This is a genomic window from Acidimicrobiia bacterium, from assembly GCA_040881685.1.
Taxonomy (GTDB): domain Bacteria; phylum Actinomycetota; class Acidimicrobiia; order IMCC26256; family PALSA-555; genus SHVJ01.
Window position 1 is genome coordinate 94,406 of record JBBECS010000036.1, and the last position, 17,658, is coordinate 112,063.

The 17,658-nt window shown below is 68.1% G+C and carries 16 protein-coding genes; 7 read left to right on the plus strand and 9 right to left on the minus strand.

Going from position 1 to position 17,658, the window contains the following annotated elements:
- Position 1: 1 nt before the first annotated feature.
- Together WEE69_08775 and WEE69_08780 are read right to left on the minus strand one after the other, a co-directional pair.
- Positions 2–739: an SDR family NAD(P)-dependent oxidoreductase gene (locus tag WEE69_08775; GenBank protein ID MEX1145383.1), complete on the minus strand. Its 738-nt coding sequence runs from the start codon at positions 737–739 to the stop codon at positions 2–4.
- Positions 736–1,743 carry a TIGR03617 family F420-dependent LLM class oxidoreductase gene (locus tag WEE69_08780; protein ID MEX1145384.1) on the minus strand — a complete coding sequence of 336 codons (1,008 nt, stop codon included), beginning with the start codon at positions 1,741–1,743 and terminating at the stop codon, positions 736–738. The genes WEE69_08775 and WEE69_08780 overlap by 4 nt, the downstream gene beginning before the upstream one ends.
- A 30-nt stretch (positions 1,744–1,773) precedes the next feature.
- Between WEE69_08780 and WEE69_08785 the strand changes: the two genes are divergently transcribed.
- The gene (locus tag WEE69_08785) at positions 1,774–3,249 is read left to right on the plus strand and encodes a hypothetical protein (GenBank protein MEX1145385.1); all 1,476 of its coding nucleotides are present in this window, start codon (positions 1,774–1,776) and stop codon (positions 3,247–3,249) included.
- A 6-nt stretch (positions 3,250–3,255) separates the two neighbouring features.
- Here WEE69_08785 and WEE69_08790 read toward each other — a convergent pair whose 3' ends face one another.
- Complete coding sequence (locus WEE69_08790) at positions 3,256–4,065, minus strand: hypothetical protein (protein MEX1145386.1); 810 nt, start codon at positions 4,063–4,065, stop codon at positions 3,256–3,258.
- Positions 4,062–5,567 (minus strand): AMP-binding protein, encoded by a 1,506-nt coding sequence (locus WEE69_08795; protein MEX1145387.1) that lies wholly within the window; start codon positions 5,565–5,567, stop codon positions 4,062–4,064. The genes WEE69_08790 and WEE69_08795 overlap by 4 nt, the downstream gene beginning before the upstream one ends.
- Before the next feature lie 81 nt (positions 5,568–5,648).
- On the opposite strand from WEE69_08795, the gene WEE69_08800 reads away from it, so the two are divergent.
- Both WEE69_08800 and WEE69_08805 read left to right on the plus strand, forming a co-directional pair.
- The gene (locus tag WEE69_08800) at positions 5,649–6,401 is read left to right on the plus strand and encodes an SDR family oxidoreductase (protein MEX1145388.1); all 753 of its coding nucleotides are present in this window, start codon (positions 5,649–5,651) and stop codon (positions 6,399–6,401) included.
- A 97-nt stretch (positions 6,402–6,498) separates the two neighbouring features.
- The gene (locus WEE69_08805; GenBank protein ID MEX1145389.1) at positions 6,499–8,037 is read left to right on the plus strand and encodes an AMP-binding protein; all 1,539 of its coding nucleotides are present in this window, start codon (positions 6,499–6,501) and stop codon (positions 8,035–8,037) included.
- 19 nt (positions 8,038–8,056) lie between these two features.
- Here WEE69_08805 and WEE69_08810 read toward each other — a convergent pair whose 3' ends face one another.
- From WEE69_08810 to WEE69_08825, 4 genes are read right to left on the minus strand one after another with little or no spacing between them, the layout of a single operon-like run.
- Complete coding sequence (locus WEE69_08810; GenBank protein MEX1145390.1) at positions 8,057–9,436, minus strand: glutamine synthetase family protein; 1,380 nt, start codon at positions 9,434–9,436, stop codon at positions 8,057–8,059.
- Positions 9,433–10,227, minus strand: coding sequence for a glucose 1-dehydrogenase (locus tag WEE69_08815; protein ID MEX1145391.1), 795 nt, complete (start codon positions 10,225–10,227; stop codon positions 9,433–9,435). The genes WEE69_08810 and WEE69_08815 overlap by 4 nt, the downstream gene beginning before the upstream one ends.
- Before the next feature lie 15 nt (positions 10,228–10,242).
- Positions 10,243–11,067 carry an SDR family oxidoreductase gene (locus WEE69_08820; GenBank protein ID MEX1145392.1) on the minus strand — a complete coding sequence of 275 codons (825 nt, stop codon included), beginning with the start codon at positions 11,065–11,067 and terminating at the stop codon, positions 10,243–10,245.
- Positions 11,064–11,972 (minus strand): TIGR03619 family F420-dependent LLM class oxidoreductase, encoded by a 909-nt coding sequence (locus tag WEE69_08825; GenBank protein MEX1145393.1) that lies wholly within the window; start codon positions 11,970–11,972, stop codon positions 11,064–11,066. The genes WEE69_08820 and WEE69_08825 overlap by 4 nt, the downstream gene beginning before the upstream one ends.
- Positions 11,973–12,053: 81 nt before the next feature.
- On the opposite strand from WEE69_08825, the gene WEE69_08830 reads away from it, so the two are divergent.
- Complete coding sequence (locus WEE69_08830) at positions 12,054–13,526, plus strand: alpha/beta hydrolase (GenBank protein ID MEX1145394.1); 1,473 nt, start codon at positions 12,054–12,056, stop codon at positions 13,524–13,526.
- Here the strand turns inward: WEE69_08830 and WEE69_08835 are convergent.
- A complete protein-coding gene (locus WEE69_08835) occupies positions 13,523–13,942 on the minus strand; it encodes a hypothetical protein (protein MEX1145395.1) in 420 nt (139 codons plus the stop codon). The genes WEE69_08830 and WEE69_08835 overlap by 4 nt on opposite strands.
- A 101-nt stretch (positions 13,943–14,043) precedes the next feature.
- Between WEE69_08835 and WEE69_08840 the strand changes: the two genes are divergently transcribed.
- Genes WEE69_08840 through WEE69_08850 form a run of 3 tightly spaced genes read left to right on the plus strand, consistent with a single transcriptional unit; the run spans position 14,044 to position 17,645 of the window.
- On the plus strand, positions 14,044–15,195 hold the full coding sequence (locus WEE69_08840) for an acyl-CoA dehydrogenase family protein (GenBank protein MEX1145396.1): 1,152 nt from the start codon (positions 14,044–14,046) through the stop codon (positions 15,193–15,195).
- A complete protein-coding gene (locus tag WEE69_08845) occupies positions 15,192–16,112 on the plus strand; it encodes an acyl-CoA dehydrogenase family protein (protein MEX1145397.1) in 921 nt (306 codons plus the stop codon). Before WEE69_08840 ends, WEE69_08845 begins: the two co-directional genes overlap by 4 nt.
- Positions 16,113–16,121: 9 nt before the next feature.
- Positions 16,122–17,645: a carboxyl transferase domain-containing protein gene (locus tag WEE69_08850; GenBank protein ID MEX1145398.1), complete on the plus strand. Its 1,524-nt coding sequence runs from the start codon at positions 16,122–16,124 to the stop codon at positions 17,643–17,645.
- Positions 17,646–17,658 lie beyond the last annotated feature (13 nt).

The window sequence follows — 17,658 nt, forward strand, 5'->3', positions numbered from 1 at the left end:
ATCAGCTGGTGGTGTGGCCGCCGTTGACCGGCAAGGTCTGGCCGGTCACCCACTCTGCCGCATCCGACGCGAGATAGCACACCGCGGCGGCGACGTCGTCGGGTCGACCCAGGCGCGCGGTCGGCGGCGGTGGGCGGCGCGCGTCGTCGGCATCCACCGCCATGAGCCCGAGCGACAGGCAGTTCACCGTGACACCGGTGCCGATCAGCTCGGTGGCGAGATGATGCGAGAAGCCGACGGCGCCGGCCTTGGCCGCGCCGTAGATCGAGATGCCGAACCCGACGCCGATGCGGCCGGCTTCCGAGGAGATCGTGACGATGCGTCCCCATCCGCGATCGACCATCCCGTCCACGACCGAATGGATGCAGTGGAGCACGCCGTAGAGGTTGAGCCGGATGAACTTGTCCCAGTCCTCGACTGGCATCTCGCGGAAGCGGCGCAGTGCGAAACCTTCAGGCACGCCGGCGTTGTTCACGAGCACGTCGATGGGGCCAAGCGAGCGCTCGGTGTCGGCGACCATCGCTCGGACGGCATCGAGGTCGGTGACGTCGGCGACGGCTGGCGCGGCACGTCCGCTGGCCGCGTTGATCTCGGCCACGACCCGATCCGCGCGCTCGGCGTGCACGTCGTTCACCGCGACGGCGGCACCCTCCGCGGCGAGCGCTCTCGCGATGCCGGCGCCAACGCCTTGTCCGGCACCGGTCACGAGCGCGACGCGCCCCTCGAGCCCGGTCTTCACGCTCGGAACCCGTCGACGACGAGCCCCAAGGTCTCGATCGGTGTCTCGTAGGGCATCGAGAGCCCGACACGGTCGACGTGACTGCCGTAGCGCGTGGCCACGAGCCCGCCGATCTCGGCCGGCTTGCCGCAAACCGCGATCGTCTCGCGCACCTCGTCATCGATCAGCGTGGGGATCACGTCCCAGCGACCCTCCTTCGTGAGCCGGTTGAGCTCGGTCTGGAGGTCGCCCCAGCCGTGCGCGTCGAGCGTGACGCGATACGACGGGGTCGATCCGTAGAAGCCAAGCAGCACGTTCACGCCGGCGACTGCGCGCTCGACTTCTTCGTCGTTGCGGCCGGTACAGATGATGGGCGTCGCCGAGAGCGAGAACTCACCGCGCGCGCGGACGGTGTTCTTCAGCCCGGCCTCGACCGTGGGCACGACCGACTCGTGGAAGTACCGCTCAGAGTGGAACGGGTGAACGAGCAAGCCGTCGGCGGTCTCGGCCGCGGCAGCCGTCATGCGAGGTCCGAGCCCGGCGACCCACACCGGGGGAGGCCCGCTCGGATTCGGCCCCGGGTCGAAGAACGGGGTCATCAGCGTGTGCTGATAATGCTCACCGCGAAACGACAGCGGGGCACCGTCCTGCCAGGTGTGCTGGATGGCCTTGATCGCGCTCACCATCTCGCGCATCCGCGGGATCGGCGCGGTCCACGGCATCGAGTATCGGTTCTCGATGTGCGGGCGGATCTGTGAGCCAAGCCCGAGTGCGAACCGCCCACCGGAGAGTCGCTGCAGGCCGTCGGCCATCTGCGCGAGATCCATGGGGCTCCGCGCGAACGCGATCGCGATGCTCGTGAACAGCGTGGCATGGGTGGTGTGCTCGGCGGCCAACGCGAGTGAAAAGAACGGCTCGTGTGCCGCCTCGGCGGTGTACAGACCGTCGAAGCCGGCCGTTTCCAGCTCGCGCGCGACGCGCGCCGTGTCGGTGATGGCGCCGCGTAGGTGATGATCGAGCAGCATGCGAAGGCGCGGACAGTAGCCTCGCTCCTCATGTCGATCGAAGGCCGCTATCCCGTGCTCGTCGGTGTGGGCTTCGCGATGCAGGACGTCGACGACCCCGTGCAGGCGGTCGACGTGCTCGAGCTGATGACGCAGGCCGCCGATGCCGCAGGAGCCGATGCTGACGCGGCCAAGCTCCTGCCTGCGGTCGAGCGGATCCTGGTGCCCCGGGGAACGTGGACGTATTCGGCGCCGGGGCGGTTCGTTGCGCAGCACGTCGGTGCCGACGACGCGCACCCCGTGCGTGCCTCGCTCGGGATCCCGCAGCAGAGCCTGATCAACGAGGCGCTGCACGCAATCATGCGCGGTGACCTCGAGGTGGCGATGGTGGTGGGTGGTGAGGCCAGGCGCCGCCAGATGCTCGCCCGGCGCGCCGGGATCGATCTCCCGGAGCGCGACCAGAGCTCGATCGAGCCCGACGAGGAGCGCCCGCTCGCGGTGGCCGAGGAGCTGATGGCGCCGTCCGAACGGGAAGCACGGATCGTCCTGCCCATCCAGCAGTACGCGCTGATCGAGAACGCATTGCGCCACGCCGAAGGGCGAACGCTCGACGAGCATCGTGACGAAGTCGCCGCCCTGTACGCCGGCTTCAACGAGGTCGCCCGAGCCAACCCGCGCGCTGCGTTCCCCGGCGAGCGCAGCGCCGCTTTCCTGCGGGAGCCAGGCCCGGGTAATCGGCCGATCGCGTTCCCCTACAACAAGTGGCATGTCACCCAGATGAACGTCGATCAAGCCGTGGCGCTGGTGTTCTGCTCGGCCCACGCGGCGCGCGCGCACGGGATCGATCCCGAGCGGTGGGTCTTTCCGCACGTGGCACTCGAGTCGACGCAAGCAGTCTCGCTTTCGCGTCGGCGCGAGATGCATGCATGGCCGGCGATGCGCACGCTGGGGCGCGTCGCGGCACTCGGTCTCGGTCGACCGCTGGCAACCATCGAACACGCGGAGCTCTACAGCTGCTTCCCGGTCGCGGTGCGCGTACAGCAGCGTGAGCTCGGGTTCCCGACCGACAGCGTTCCCACGATTACCGGTGGCATGGCTTTCGCGGGCGGACCGCTGAACAGCTTCGTGCTGCACGAGACTGCCGAGATGGCCGCCCGGGTTCGCGAGCACCCCGGCGACACGGGGCTCGTCGGTGCGGTGAGTGGCTTGCTCACCAAGCCCGGCTTGTCGGCGTGGTCAACCTCGCCCCGGGGCGACGGACCGGTCGTCGCCGATCTCGCATCTGAAGCGAAGGCCCAGACCGCGACGATCGACAGCATCACGAACTACCAAGGACCGGCCACGATCGCCACGTACACGGTCATGTACGACGGCGACGAGCCGACGAGCGTGGTCGCGATCGCCGACGATCCCGATGGTCATCGGTGCGTGGCGATCGCCGAAGACGCCGAGCTCGCGGAGCAAGGCACGAAAGAAGAGCTGATCGGCATCCCGATCCGAGTGAACAGCACGACGTTCGAGGCGTAGAACTTCTCACCAAAGTTGATCGGTATAAGTGTCGGTGCCGGGCACGGTGGCCAGGAACGGCGACGCGAACACGATCTGACCGAGCCCGGCTGCCGCGAACGAATCGCCGAGCCCGGCGAACTCCTTGTCGAACGTTGCGATCGGGTCGCTCTCCACCCACGCCATGATCAGCACGCGGTCGGCAGCCTGGGTGTCGGGTACATCGGCTGGGCGATCGCCTCGGAGCGGCAACGGCGTGCCGACCAGCGCCACGTCGCCGGGGCAGGGGAGCGCTTGGAGCCAAGCGGTCACCTTGATTGCGTCGACACCGTCGGCCATCTCGCCGATGAGGGTGATCATCCCCGCGTACGAACGATCGAGCGCGAGCTCGACCGGCATCGTGCTCCCTGGCGCGTTTGCCTCGCCGGCGTACTCGTAGAGCCCGGTGTGGATGTGATCGCGCTCTTCGAACATCCGGTCGTTGGCATGCAGCCAGTTGACCTGCTCGACCCCCCACACGTTCCAATCGTCGTGGTGCTCGTCGAGCACCCAGTACACGGCGAGGTACGAGCCGATCATGGGGTCGGGCGTGACGGGCGAGTCCTTGGGGTAACGACGCTGCTTGCACTCCTTCGTTGCGATGTACCGGGCGCCCGCGAACTGCCACTTGCCGACCATGCAACCGGCATAGAAGTGGTCGCGTTCGTACCAGCGGTTGTACGCGACTTCGTGGCCCTTCCGTGGCTCGACCATCGTGTACAGCAGCGATCCGACGCGGATCTTTCGATCGTCACGAGGTACGTCCGGACGCTGGTACCGCTTCTCTGAGACGTTCACGAGGTCTCCTCTTTCTGGGCCATCTCCACGAGTGCAGCCTTGTCGACCTTGAGCATGGCCGTCACTGGCAGCGCGTCCACGACGACCACTCGATCCGGTGCTTTGTAGTCCGCGATCCGATCTAGACACCAAGCGCGCAGAGCATCGGCATCGACTGCGCCCGGCGCTGTGTTGTCGGCCGGTACGACGAACGCGACCCCGACCTCGCCGAGCACCGCGTCGGGTATACCGACGACGGCGACCCGCCCGATCAGAGGATGTTCGGTCAAGGTTCCTTCGACTTCGGACGGATGCACGTTGTACCCGCCGCGGATGTACATCTCCTTCAGGCGCCCGACGATGCGCAGGTTGCCGTCGTCGCCGACGTACCCGAGGTCGCTGGTGTGCAGCCAGCCCTCGTCATCGATGACCGTCGCCGTCAGCTCGGGATCCCGCCAGTACCCGGTCATCATCGCGGGGGACCGGCTCAGCACTTCGCCAACTTCGCCGTCCGGGAGGGTGTGGCCGTCGGCCGGCGCAGTGATCTTCACCTCGACGTCGGGCGCCGGGCGGCCCACGGTTGTCGCGACGACGTCGTCGGAGTCGCCGATGCGCGTGCTCGTGGTGACCCCCGCCTCGGTGCTCGTGTAGCGCGTGAGTACCGGACAACCCAACGTCTCGCGCATCCGCCGGACGAGCTCCGGCGGGATCGCGGCGGCACCGAGCCCCGCGACTCGCAAACCCGAGAAGTCGGTGATTTCGAGGTCGGGGTGCTCGAGGACGAGCTGCCACTGCGTCGGCACGCCGGTGGCCATGGTGATGCCCTCTTCGCGGATCAGCCGCAGGCTCTCGGTCGCCGACCACGGCTCGCCCGCCAGCACGACGGTCGTCGAGTTGGCCAGCTCATCCCACACGCGGGTCATGTAACCGACGTGGGGGAACGGCAGCACGGAGAGCCGGCGATCGCCGGGTCGGGTCAGCTCGCCGATGTTGCGAGAGATCGCGGCCTGACGCTCGTGGTCGTAGACCGCGCCCTTCGGTGCGCCCGTCGTCCCACTCGTCCACACGATGCAGGTCGGGTCGGCTGCGTCGAGGTTCGGCAGCCGCGTCGGCGGATCGGCCTCGAACGCATCTTTGAGCTCCGTGACGGGGAGCACGTGACCGGGATCGGGGCCTGCAGGCAGCGACGCGCCGTCGCCGACGACCGTCACCTTCGGCTCCGCGCGGCTGATGATGCTCGCTTGCTCCGCCGGTCCCAGCCGCAGGTTCACGGCCGAGGTGATCGCGCCGACCCGAAGCGCGCCGAGGTAGCACGCCGCGAACTTCATCGAAGACGGGAGGAGCAGCACGACCACATCACCGCGGCTCACCCGGTGATCGAGGAGCGTGGCGGCGAACCCGTCAGCGGCCCGGTCGAGCCAGCCGTAGGTGACGCGCTTGCCCGCGTGCACGTATGCCTCGCGTTCGGGTTCCGCGGCCGCGGCGTCGCGCAGGAGATCGGCGACAAGGCGCGTTCCCGACACGCGCCGGACTGTACCGGCCCATTGCCGGAGAATCTGACGAGGCATTAGATTTCGCGCCTCGACCGACGCAAGGGGGCACTCATGGCGCGCTTCACCGACCGAGTGGCGATCGTCACCGGTGCTGGTTCCGGACTCGGGCGCGCGACCGCGGTCCGCCTTGCCTCTGAGGGGGCCAAGGTGGCCACCCTCGACGTCAACGAACGAGCCGCGAAGGAGACTGCCGCCGCCATCGAGAGCGACGGTGGCTCGGGTCGGGCGTTCGCGGTCGATGTGAGCGACTTCTCGTCAGTCGAGGCGACGGTGACGGCTGCTGCCGGAGATCTCGGTCGGCCCGAGGTGCTCGTCAACTGCGCCGGTGTCGGGACCTTCGTGCGCTCGGAGGAAGAGACGGCCGAGAATTGGGCCCGCATCATCGGCGTGAACCTCACGGGCACGTTCCTCATGTGCCGCGCGGTGCTCCCGCACCTGCTCGACGGTGGGGGCGTGATCGTCAATGTGGCCTCTAACGCCGGTCTCATGGGTCAGCCGTACTCGGCCGCCTACTGCGCGTCGAAGGGGGGCGTCGTGAACCTCACGCGCGCGCTGGGTGTCGAGTACCGCGCCCGCGGCGTGCGGGTGAATGCGATCGCTCCCGGAGGTATGAACACGCCGATGATCCAGACCTTCGGATTCCCCGAGGGCGCGACCGCCCAGGACTTCGCCGCGATCACCTCGCCGATCGGCTACGCCGAGCCCGAGGAGCAGGCTGGCCTCATCGCGTTCATCGCATCCGAAGAGGGGCGCTACATGGTCGGCCAGATCGTCTCGATGGACGGTGGCATCACGTGCGGCTGATGGAGGTGCCAGAGGCGAGCGCCCGCGGCGCAGGTACCCTGCGCCGCAGCGAGCCGGGGCCCGAGCGGCCCGGCCCACAGGGCCAAGAGCGGAATTAGTGGACGAGAAGCTCGGCCTCTGGGGGATGGTGGAGGAGCGGGCGCGACTCACGCCCGACCATCAGGTGGCGGTCGACGAGGAGGGGCGTTCGTTCACGGCCAAGGAGTTCCGCGACGCGGCCGAACGCGCCGCCGCGGGGTTCCACGCGAAGTGCGTCACGACCGACACCCCGGTCTCGTGGATGCTGCCGACGTGGCTCGAGTCGGCGGTGCTCGTGGCCGCGCTCGCGCGCCTCGGCGCGGTCCAGAACCCGATCCTCCCGATCCTCGGACCCCGGGAGATGCGCTTCATCACGAACCAGACCGGCGCCAAGCTCTTCATCGTGCCGTCGGTGTGGCGCGACCGTGGATATGCCGACGAAGCGCGCGACATAGCCAGGGATCAGATCGGCATGGAGGTGATGGTCTGCGATCGCAGCCTGCCAGAGGGTGACCCGGCGACGTTGCCGCCACCGCCCGCGCCGAGCGATCCCGCCGACGCACCCGTTCGTTGGATCTTCTACACGTCGGGCACCACCGCCGACCCGAAGGGTGCGCGCCATACGGACTACACAGTGCGCGCGTCCGCCGCCGGGATGATCGCAGCGACCGACGTGACCGCCCAAGACCGCTCCGCGATGGTGTTCCCGTTCACGCACATCGGTGGCATCAGCTGGCTGTACACGATGGCGCTCACCGGTGCCACTGCGCTGTTCGTGGAGTCGTTCGTCCCGGCGACCACCATCCCGATGCTCCAGCGAGAGCGCGTGACGTTGCCCGGCGCGGGCACGCCGTTCCACATGGCATACCTGGCCGCCCAGCGACAGCAACCCGACACACCGCTCTTCCCGCACGCGCGGGCGTTCCCCGGCGGCGGCGCACCGAAGCCACCCCAGCTGCACTACGACGTGAAGGCGGAGCTGGGCGGCGTCGGCGTCCAGTCGGGATGGGGGCTCACCGAGGCACCGATCCTCACGATGAACTCGATCCACGCGACCGACGAGCAGCTCGCAGAGACCGAGGGTCCGGCGACGCCCGGCGTGGAGATCCGGGTCGTGAAGCTCGACGGCACCGAAGCCGCCACCGGCGAGGAAGGCGAGTTGCGCGTCAAGGGACCGATGGTGTGCAAGGGCTACCTCGATTCATCGCTCGACGCTGAGGCCTTCGACGAGGACGGGTTCTTCCGCACCGGCGACCTTGGCATCGTCCGAACCGACGGGCACGTACGCATCACCGGCCGCTTGAAGGACGTGATCATCCGTCACGGCGAGAACATCTCCGCGAAGGAGGTCGAGGACCTTCTCTTCACGCATCCAAGGATTGCCGACGCCGCGGTGATCGGCCTTCCCGATCCACGCACCGGCGAGCGCGCGTGCGCCGTCGTCGTGCTCGCCGAGGGGGAGAACGCGCCGACGCTCGCCGAGCTGTTCGACTTCCTCTCCGAGAAGGGCCTGACTCGCCAGAAGGTTCCCGAGCAGCTCGAAGTCGTCGAGGCGCTCCCGCGCAATGCCTCGGGCAAGGTTCTCAAGCACGAGCTGCGCGCGAAGTACAGCTCGTAACCGATCGGGACCTCGGGCCCTAGAACTGCTCGAAGTTGCGGCGGCGCTCCCAGTCGGTCACGACCTGGCCGAACGCCGCCCACTCCTGCTTGGCCGTGTTCACCAAATGGTGGTGCACGTCATGACCGAACGCCTTGACCGCGATCTCGCTCGCTTCGAGCTCATGGATCGCGTCGACGATGTTCCATGGCACGCGCGCCACGTCTGGAGCGTCGTAGGCGTTGCCGTCGAAGCGCGGCGGCGGCCCTTCACCGTGCTCGATGCCGTGCAGGCCCGCTGCGATCGTTGCGGCGAGCGCCAGGTACGGGTTGCAGTCGGCACCAGGGATCCGTGACTCCACGCGGTAGCCGGCGCCGTGGCCGACCACTCGAAAGCCGCACGTTCGGTTGTCGCGTCCCCACGCGAGGGCGGTCGGTGCCCATGACCCGGGCTGGTAGCGCTTGTACGAGTTGACCGTGGGCGCGAACAGCCATGCGAGCTCCCCGCTGTGCGCGACGAGCCCCCCGAGCCAACCGCGGAACACGTCGGAGAGGTGGTCAGCGCCATCGTCGCTCCACATCAACGACGTCGTGCCGTCCGCATCCCACACGCTCGAGTGCACATGGCAGGACGAACCGCATTCATTCATGTCGTACTTAGCCATAAAGGTGACGGCGCGACCCTGCAACGCCGCGATCTCCTTGACGCCGTTCTTGTAGATCACGTGGCGATCAGCCATCTCGAGTGCGTCGGCGTATCGGAGGTTGATCTCGTGCTGGCCGCGGCCGGCTTCGCCCTTCGAGAACTCCACCGGGACGCCCGCGTCGTCCATGCCGTTGCGCATGGCGCGGATGAGGTACTCGTCTCGGGTCGTCTGGAAGATGTGGTAGTCCTCGATCACCGCTGAGTGCGCGTCGAGGTTCGAGTACCCCTTTGCAGCCGCTTCCTCGTACGAGTCGCGGAACAGGAAGAACTCGAGCTCGGTCCCGCAGTTGATCGTGTAGCCCATCGCCGCCGCACGCTCGATCTGCTTGCGCAACATTCGGCGGGGCGAGACCTCGACCGCAGCGCCGTCTTCAGTCTCGAGGTCACACAGGACGAGCGCGGTCTTCTCGAGCCACGGGATCCGACGCATGGTCCCCAGGTCAGGGCGGCAGACGAAGTCGCCGTAGCCCTGCTCCCAGCTCGTGTACTCGTAACCGGACAGAGGGGTCATGTCGATGTCGACGGCCAGGAGGTAGTTGCACGCCTCGATGCCGTCGTCCAAGACGTGGTCGCAGAAGAAGTGTCCGGTGACGCGCTTGCCGATGAGTCGGCCTTGGAGGTCGGGGAAGCAGACGAGGACGGTGTCGACGTCACCGTCGGCGACCAGCCGTGTGATCGTTTCGGCATTCAGGCGCCCGCGAGATTGGTTGGTCATTCCAGGTCCTCCGGGGTCACGTACGCGGCCGTGATGCCACCGTCGACGACGAGCGCGGAGCCGGTCATGAACGAGGACTCGTCGGACGCGAGGAACAGCGCAGCCTTCGCGATCTCGTGGGCCTGCCCGAGCCGCCCCATCGGGATGTGCACAAACCGCCGCGCCCGCTGGGCGGGCTCGCTGAGCAGCTCCGCGAGCAGGGGAGTGTCGATCGGTCCCGGGCAGAGGGCGTTGACGCGAATCCCTTGGCGGGCGTACTCGACGGCAACCTCGCGGGTCATCGCGAGCACTCCACCCTTGCTGGCGGTGTACGCGATTTGAGCGGTGGCCGCGCCCATGAGCGCGACGATCGAAGCCGCGTTCACGATGGAACCACCGCCCGACTCCAATATCGCGGGGATTCCGTGACGGCAGCCGAGCCAGACGCCACGCAGGTTCACGCCCATCACGCGGTCCCATGTGGACACGGTTGTCTCGGTGGTGCCGCCGTCATCGGCGGGCATGATGCCGGCGTTGTTGAACAGCACGTGGATCGCGCCGTACGTCTGCACCGTGAAGTCGACCATCGCCCGGGCCTGATCTTCGTCGGACACGTCGGCCGCTACGAATGCCGCGTCACGACCATCGGCGCGCAGAGCTTCGACGGCGCTCGGCCCGTTCTTCGTGTCGGCGTCGGCAACCACGACGCGTGCACCTTCAGCCGCGAAGAGCTTGGCCGTCTCGAATCCGATCCCACCCGCCGCGCCGGTGACGAGCGCGACCTTGCCTACGAGACGTTCCATCGACCCCATGCTCCCGCGGATCGGTTAGGGATTGCGAGGGCGGTTCGTCCACCGGCCCCGCTCGAAGGTGCGGAACCAGCCGCCGGCAACGACTGTGCCGCCGTCGGTGGGGATCACATGCCCGGTCACGAACCGCGACATGTCCGATGCGAGGAAGAGCACTACGTCAGCGTTGTCGGGAGGGGCGCCGACGCGACCCATCGGAACCCAGATCGGCCAATGGTCCTCGAGCTCAGGCGGGACGAACTTCGAGTAGTCGACCTGGGTGGTCTGGGTGACGTCAGGTGCGATGGCGTTGACGCGCACCCCTCGCGGTGAGGTCTCGAGCGCGAGGCAGCGAGTGAAGTGGATGACCGCGGCCTTGTACGCGCCGTAGACGGGATCGGGTGGATACCCGCGGATGCCTTCGACGGACGAGACGTTGACGACCGAGCCTGACCCTTGTTCCACCATGCCGGGCACGACGGCTCGGCAGCACCGCATGACGTGCAGGAAGTTGATGTCATGAAGCGCGGTCCAATGGTCTTCGTCGCTTGCGACGAACGGTTTCGCGCCGAGGTAGTGCCCGACGTTGTTGATCAGAATGTCGATTCGGCCCGTTGCCTTGCACGCGGCTTCGGCCATGTGCGCGACCGCGTCGCCATCACGGACGTCGGCGACAATGGCCTCCGCGCTCCCGCCCGCGGTCTGGATTGCCGCCACTCGTGTGGCAGCGAGGTCGCCGTCGATGTCGACGACCACCACGTGAGCACCTGCGCCGGCGAGCACGTCGCTGACGGCGCCGCCGATCCCGTCGGCTCCACCCGTCACGATTGCCACGCGGTCGTCGAGCCGGATCTCCACGCTCATCGCGTGCCACCCAAGCGTTGGCCGAGCTCATCGAAGAAGCGATCTGTGCTCGCCTCGTCAGACGCGAAGGAAGTGAACGTCAGGTACACGTCGTTGACGCCAACATCGGCAAGCGCGTCCATGCCGTCGAGGGTGGCGCCGAGGGAGGGCTTCTTGTCTGCACCGCGCGCGATCGGGAGAGGTGCGCGCACTCGTAGATCGCCAGGAGCGCGACCGGCAGCGGTGTACGCTCTCCGCAGCGTTTCGATGCCGGAGGCGATGCCCTCGGTGGTCTCGCCCATGATCGGGATCCAACCGTCACCGAGATTCACGATCCGATCGAGGTTGCGCTTCGTCAGCGTGCCGGAGAACAGGATCGGGGGACCTCCGGGTCGCAGCGGCTTCGGCACCGACCACACGTCTTCGAACGAGACCGATGCCGAGCGGAACGTGGCCGGGCTGTCGGTCCAGAGCGCGCGGCACGCGGCTATGTGGTCGGTCAAGACCTGGCCCCGCTTCGCCGGGTCGATGCCTTGCGCGGTCAGCTCTTCCTCCTGCCATCCGGTGCCGACGCCGAGTTCGACTCGACCGCCCGAGAGGACGTCGAGGGTTGCGATGGTCTTCGCGAGCAGGGGTGCAGGGCGCAAGGGCACGATCAGGATGCCGGTGGTGAGCTTCAAGCGCTCGGTCACGACCGCGATCGCGGTGAGCACCGTGATCGGCTCGAGCCACGGCGCGTCCGACGGGAACGGGAACGTGCCCCACGGATAGCGGTCCACGTGCTTGCCGAGCAGGACGTGATCGGCGAGCACGACGCCGTCGACGCCGGTCCGCTCCGCCCGTCGAGAGAGGTCGACGAGCGCGCGAGGGTCGTCACCGAACCGGTGTGTGCCGACTGGCAACGAGATGAGAACTCCTGGCTTCACGCGCTGCAACCTAACCGTTCGCCATCCAGGCATTCTGCGACGCGCTGGAGTTCGTGAGCACGGCGCATACGCTCGCCACTGATGCGCCGTCTTGGTCCGTTCCTCGTTGTCGTCGCGTGCTGCCTCGCCGCACTCGTTCCGGTGGCCGACGCGGGCGTGCGGTCGAGTGCAGCATCAGGGGGACAGTCATCGCTCACATGGGAGCCATGCGAGGGAGATGCGGAGTGCGCGCTGCTACCCGTGCCGCTCGACGACACGGTGCAGGACGGACCGACCATCGACATCGCGCTCGTGCGCTACTTGGCGCGTGACCCCGACCGGCGCATCGGTGCGCTCCTAGTCAACCCGGGCGGCCCGGGCGCATCCGGCGTCGACTTCGCCGGCGCCATCGCGTCGTCATTGTCCGACGAGATCCAGGAGCGATTCGACATCGTCGGCTTCGATCCTCGCGGTATCGGCCGGAGCGCCGAGGTCGACTGCACGGAAGATCTCGACCCGTTCTTCGACGTCGAGTGGGCGCCTGACAACCGTCAAGAGCGCGAAGACCTCCTCGCCGAGGTGGCCCGGCTCGTTGCGGCATGTGAGCGGTCCGAGGGCGCCGTCCTCCCGTACCTCCAGACCGAGCGCGTGGCACGGGACATGGATCGGATCCGCCGCGCGCTCGGCGAGCCGAAGCTGACCTACCTCGGGTACTCGTACGGCACGCTGCTCGGGGCTTGGTATGCCGAGCAGTTCCCCGACCGGGTTCGCGCGCTGGTCCTCGACGGCCCGATCGACCCGGCACTCGATGGGCTCGCGTTCCAGGTGGAGCAATCGGTGAGCTTCGAGCGCAACCTCGATGCCTTCCTCGACGACTGTTCCCAGCGCCGCACGTGCGCGTTCCACCACAACGAACGGTCGGAGCGGGTCTACGACCAGCTGCGCGCGAAGGTGGGGGCCGAGCCTCTCGTCGTCCAGCAAGGCGAGGAGGAGCGCAGCCTCAACGGCACGCGCTTCGACCTCGCGGTCACTCAGCTCTTGTACGACGGACGCGCAGAGTGGGACAGCCTCGCGTTTGCGCTCGAACGCGCCGCACGCGGAGACGGGTCCGAGCTCCTCTTCTATGCCGATTTCTACACCGGCCGAGAGGGTGGAGGGCAGTACGAGAACACGCAGGAGCAGTTCATAGCGATCGGATGCGCGGACGGTCCGCCCGTGGGGGGCGTGGACGGGATGCGCGCGATCGAAGACGCGGCGGCCGAAGCCGCACCTCGATTGGGGCGATCGATCGTCAACGGGAGCTTGCCGTGTGCACTCTGGCCGGTCATGCCCGCGCCCCCGCGTCAGCTTCGAGCAGGGGGCGCCGCGCCGATACTCGTGATCGGCGTGACCCGCGACCCGGCAACGCCGTTCCCGTGGGCGAAGGCACTTGCGAGACAGCTCGAGTCGGGAGTGCTGCTCTCGGTCGACGGTGGACGGCACACGTCCTTCGACGCAGGGAACCGTTGCGTCGATCGCGTCGTCGAGCAGTATCTCGTGCGCCTCGACGTCCCCGACAAGGGGACGAGCTGTTAGCGCTTGCGGAAGGCGCGCGCCTCGAGCACGGCCAGGATCGCGAGCCCGGCGGCCGTGAGATCGAAGATCCACGAGCCGAGCGAGCCGCTGCTCGGAACACCGGGATCGTCGGAGAACACCCAGACGGAGATGACGACGAAGCCGATGGCGTCCATCAGCGCCAGCCCGCGCGCAACGAATCGCGTCTGGCCTTCGTCTCGAGCCGCCTGCCACGCGACGTAGGCGAGCCCAACCAGCACCGCACCAAGCAGCTGTGCGTACACCCAGGGTCGCGGCACCGGGATGTCGAGCTCGGCGTAGAGGTCCTCCCAGGTCGCCGCGAGCATGAGAACGCCGAAGACCAACGACACGAGCGCGTTGGCCTTCAGCACCACCGCCATCGGGATGCGTGTGCTGCTCGTCGCCGTCGAGACCATGTCTTCCTCCTTGGGAGTCGCGTCATTGTGGTTCCGGGACGAGCGCGTCGAGCGGATGACCAGAGGCGTCCTAGAGACGCCCGCCTACACTCCGGCACCGGATGGACCTTCGGTACTCGGAGACCGACGAAGCGTTCCGCGCCGAGTTGCGCGCCTGGCTCGCGCGCGCGTTGCCCGACCTCCCGAGTCCGCCGGCCCGCGACGACTGGCCGGCGCGGGTCCGCTTCGACACCAACTGGCAACGATTCCTGTACGACGCCGGATATGCCGGCATCTCGTGGCCGAAGGAGTACGGGGGGCGCGATGCGTCGCCGAGCGAGCAGCTGGTCTTTCTCGAGGAGACGACCCGCGCTCGCGCGCCGTACGTGGGCGTGAACTTTGTGGGCACGCTGCATTGCGGCCCGACGCTCATCGCCGAAGGATCCGACGCGCAGAAGACCGCGCACCTCCCGAAGATCCTCAAGGGTGAGGAGGTGTGGTGCCAGTGCTTCTCCGAACCGGATGCCGGCTCGGATCTCGCCGGGTTGCGCACCCGGGCTGAACGCGACGGCGACCACTATGTCGTGACCGGGCAGAAGGTCTGGTGTTCGTTCGGACACATCGGCGACTTCGGCGAGCTCCTCGTCCGCACCGACCCGGATGTCCCCAAGCATCGAGGCATCACTTGGCTCATCCTCCCGATGGATCTGCCCGGCATCGACGTCAGACCCATCGAGACCGTCCTCGGGTCGTCGGAGTTCTGCGAGGTGTTCCTCGACGAGGTGCGCGTGCCCGTCGAGAACCGGGTCGGCGACGAGAACGACGGGTGGCGGGTCACGAACGTCACGCTCTCGTTCGAGCGCGGCACGGCGTTCGTGAGCGAGATGGTTGATGCGCTCCGGATGGCCGAAGAGCTGGCCCCCGACGTCCACGACCCGACGGAGCGGCGCGAGCTCGCTCACGTCGTGGCCGAGCTGGACGCGCTGTGGGCGCTGACGAAGCGGAACGTGTCGCAGGCGGCACGCGACGGGAGTCCTGGGCAGGGCGCGTTCATGTTGAAGCTCGCGTACTCCGAGGCGCGTGACCGGCTCGGCGAGCTGTGCATGCGCGTCCTCGACCGTGCCGCCTTCGACGTTCACGACGAGCGCGTCGAGGAGCGGCTCCGCACGTTGTCGATCCCGATCGCGGCGGGTACGTCACAGATCCAGCGGAACATCATCGGTGAGCGCGTGCTCGGGCTCCCCAAGGAACAGCCCTGGGCAAAGGTGCCATGAACTTCGACTTGAGCGAGGATCAGCTCGCGCTTCGCGACGGCATCCGAGCACTGTGCCGCGGTCGGTTCACGAGCGAGCGAATCCGCAAGGGCTTCGACCAGGCGATGCACGAGGAGCTCGAGAGCACTGGCGTCTTCTCGCTCCGCGCCGATGGCTTCGGATGGGCCGAGGCCGCGATCACGTTCGAAGAGCTCGGGCGGGCCGTGGTGCCGGGCCCGCTCGTGTGGACGCACCTCGCTCACGGCGTCGCCGACGGCACGATCTCGGGTTTGGCCCGTCCAGAGCCGGGCGCTGCGGCATTCATCGAGCATCTCGTGACGGCCGACGTGATCGCGGTGCTCGACGATGACGGCGTATCGCTGGTGCCGACGGACGCGATCCGCGAAGCCGCCGCACTGGATTGGCCGCTCGACCCGCTCACTCCGGTGCACCGCGTCGAAGCGCTCCCCGCGGGAGAGCGGGTGGCCGGCGCCGACGTGGCTGCGATGTGGCGACGCGGTGGAGGTGTGCTCACGGCCGCGTTCCAGATCGGCATGGCTCAGGCGTGCACCGATGCCGCAACGGAGTACGCGCTCGCTCGGCGGCAGTTCGATCGCCCCATCGGGTCGTTCCAAGCGGTGAAGCACTTGTTGGCAGACATGGTCGTGCGAGCCGAGGTGGCGCGCGCTGCCGTGCACGCGGCCGCGGTCACGCTGGACGATCCCGGCGTCTGCGACCTGGACCGAGTCCTCGCGGGCGCGCGACTGCTAGCCGCGGAGGCCGCGCTCAAGAACGCCAAGAGCTCGATGCAGGTTCATGGCGGCATGGGCTTCACGTGGGAGTCCGACGTGCACCTGTTCCTCAAGCGGGCCTGGGTGCTGAACACCGCATTCGGAAGCGCGAACGAGCACGCCGACGCGCTCGCGGCGCGACTCTGAGGGTTGGAGATGGCCGGCTCGGATTGGAAGCTGCTGCTCGAGGATCTGGCCGCGCGCCGCGAGGCCGCGCGGGCGATGGGTGGCACGGAGCGGCTCGAGCGACACCGCGCGGGTGGGCGTCTCGACGCGCGCCAGCGCATCGATCACCTCTTCGACCCCGGCACGTTCGTCGAGCTCGGTTCGCTCGTGGGATCCGTCCACCGTGGCGTCACGCCTCCGACGCCGGCCGACGGCTTGGTGGCCGGGCACGGGCTCATCGACGGGCGCCCGGTCCTCGCGGCCGCGGAGGACTTCACGGTCATGGGCGGTTCGATCGGTCTCGGCACAACGGCCAAGCGCCAGCGGCTCGCCGAGCTCGCGCGGCAGGAGCGTGTGCCAATCGTGATGCTGCTCGAAGGCGCCGGTGAACGCACGCAGAATGCGTTCGAACGACGCGGCCGGGCACCGAACGATCTCCAAGCCCTCGCACGGCTCTCGGGCTTGGTGCCGATGGTGTGCGTGGTGATGGGCCCTTCGGCCGGCCACGGCGCGCTGACCGCGCCACTGATGGACTTCGTGGTGATGGTCGAAGGCGCGGCGCTGTTCTCGGCCGGGCCCCCGTTGGTCCGCTCATCGATGGGAGAGGAAGTCACCAAGGAGGAGCTCGGCGGCACGGCCGTGCACACCGCCGCGAGTGGTGTCGCGCACAATTCCGCCTCCGACGATCCAGCGGCCATCGACCTCGTGCGCCGATATCTCTCCTACTTTCCATCGAACGCATGGGAGCATCCTCCCGGCTTGCTTGGTGCCGAAGATCTCGGGCCGCGGGACGTCCCCGAGCTGATCGATCTCATCCCGGCCGATCCCCGCAAGGGCTACGACATCTCTCCGCTGCTGAGCGCGACGTTCGATGCCGCGTCGGTGCTGGAGCTTCAGCCCGCGTTTGCTCGACCGATCGTCACCGCGTTGGCCCATCTCGGCGGCACCGCGGTGGGTGTGGTGGCCAACCAACCTGCCGCCAAGGCAGGGTCGATCGACGCCGACGCCGCCGACAAAGCCGCGCACTTCCTCGAGGTTGCGGATGCCTTTCACCTGCCGGTGGTCTTCTTCGCCGACAACCCTGGGGTTCTCGCGGGCCGCGCGTCGGAGCGCGCCGGGATCCTTCGCCATTCCGCGCGCATGTTCGCGGCCCAGGCGCGCCTACGAACGCCGAAGCTGCACGTGACGCTGCGCAAGGCCTACGGCTTCGGCTCGTCGTTGATGGCGATGAACCCGTTCGACGCGCAGACCGTGACCTTGGCGCTTCCCGGCGCGCGCCTCGGCGCCATGCCGGCCGACGGCGGTGGCCAGGCGGCTGGCCTCGAAGCCGACACCCAAGCGCTCCTCGAGCACGCCGAGCTCGGTGGGGCGTACTCGTCGGCTGACACCATGGGCTATGACGACGTCATCGAGCCCGGTGAGCTGCGCAACGCGCTCCTCAGCGCACTCCGACTCACGTCTGCGCGCCGACGTGCTCCAGTCGAGCCCGCAGCCCACCACTCGATCCGACCGTAGATCTCGCTCGCTC

Bases quoted from the DNA above. Each gene is read 5' to 3' on its own strand.
- WEE69_08780 (MEX1145384.1), bottom strand. From the start codon at position 1,743: ATGCTGCTCGATCATCACCTACGCGGCGCCATCACCGACACGGCGCGC.
- WEE69_08785 (MEX1145385.1), top strand. From the start codon at position 1,774: ATGTCGATCGAAGGCCGCTATCCCGTGCTCGTCGGTGTGGGCTTCGCG.
- WEE69_08800 (MEX1145388.1), top strand. From the start codon at position 5,649: ATGGCGCGCTTCACCGACCGAGTGGCGATCGTCACCGGTGCTGGTTCC.
- WEE69_08810 (MEX1145390.1), bottom strand. From the start codon at position 9,436: ATGACCAACCAATCTCGCGGGCGCCTGAATGCCGAAACGATCACACGG.
- WEE69_08815 (MEX1145391.1), bottom strand. From the start codon at position 10,227: ATGGGGTCGATGGAACGTCTCGTAGGCAAGGTCGCGCTCGTCACCGGC.
- WEE69_08820 (MEX1145392.1), bottom strand. From the start codon at position 11,067: ATGAGCGTGGAGATCCGGCTCGACGACCGCGTGGCAATCGTGACGGGT.
- WEE69_08830 (MEX1145394.1), top strand. From the start codon at position 12,054: ATGCGCCGTCTTGGTCCGTTCCTCGTTGTCGTCGCGTGCTGCCTCGCC.
- WEE69_08835 (MEX1145395.1), bottom strand. From the start codon at position 13,942: ATGGTCTCGACGGCGACGAGCAGCACACGCATCCCGATGGCGGTGGTG.
- WEE69_08840 (MEX1145396.1), top strand. From the start codon at position 14,044: ATGGACCTTCGGTACTCGGAGACCGACGAAGCGTTCCGCGCCGAGTTG.
- WEE69_08845 (MEX1145397.1), top strand. From the start codon at position 15,192: ATGAACTTCGACTTGAGCGAGGATCAGCTCGCGCTTCGCGACGGCATC.
- WEE69_08850 (MEX1145398.1), top strand. From the start codon at position 16,122: ATGGCCGGCTCGGATTGGAAGCTGCTGCTCGAGGATCTGGCCGCGCGC.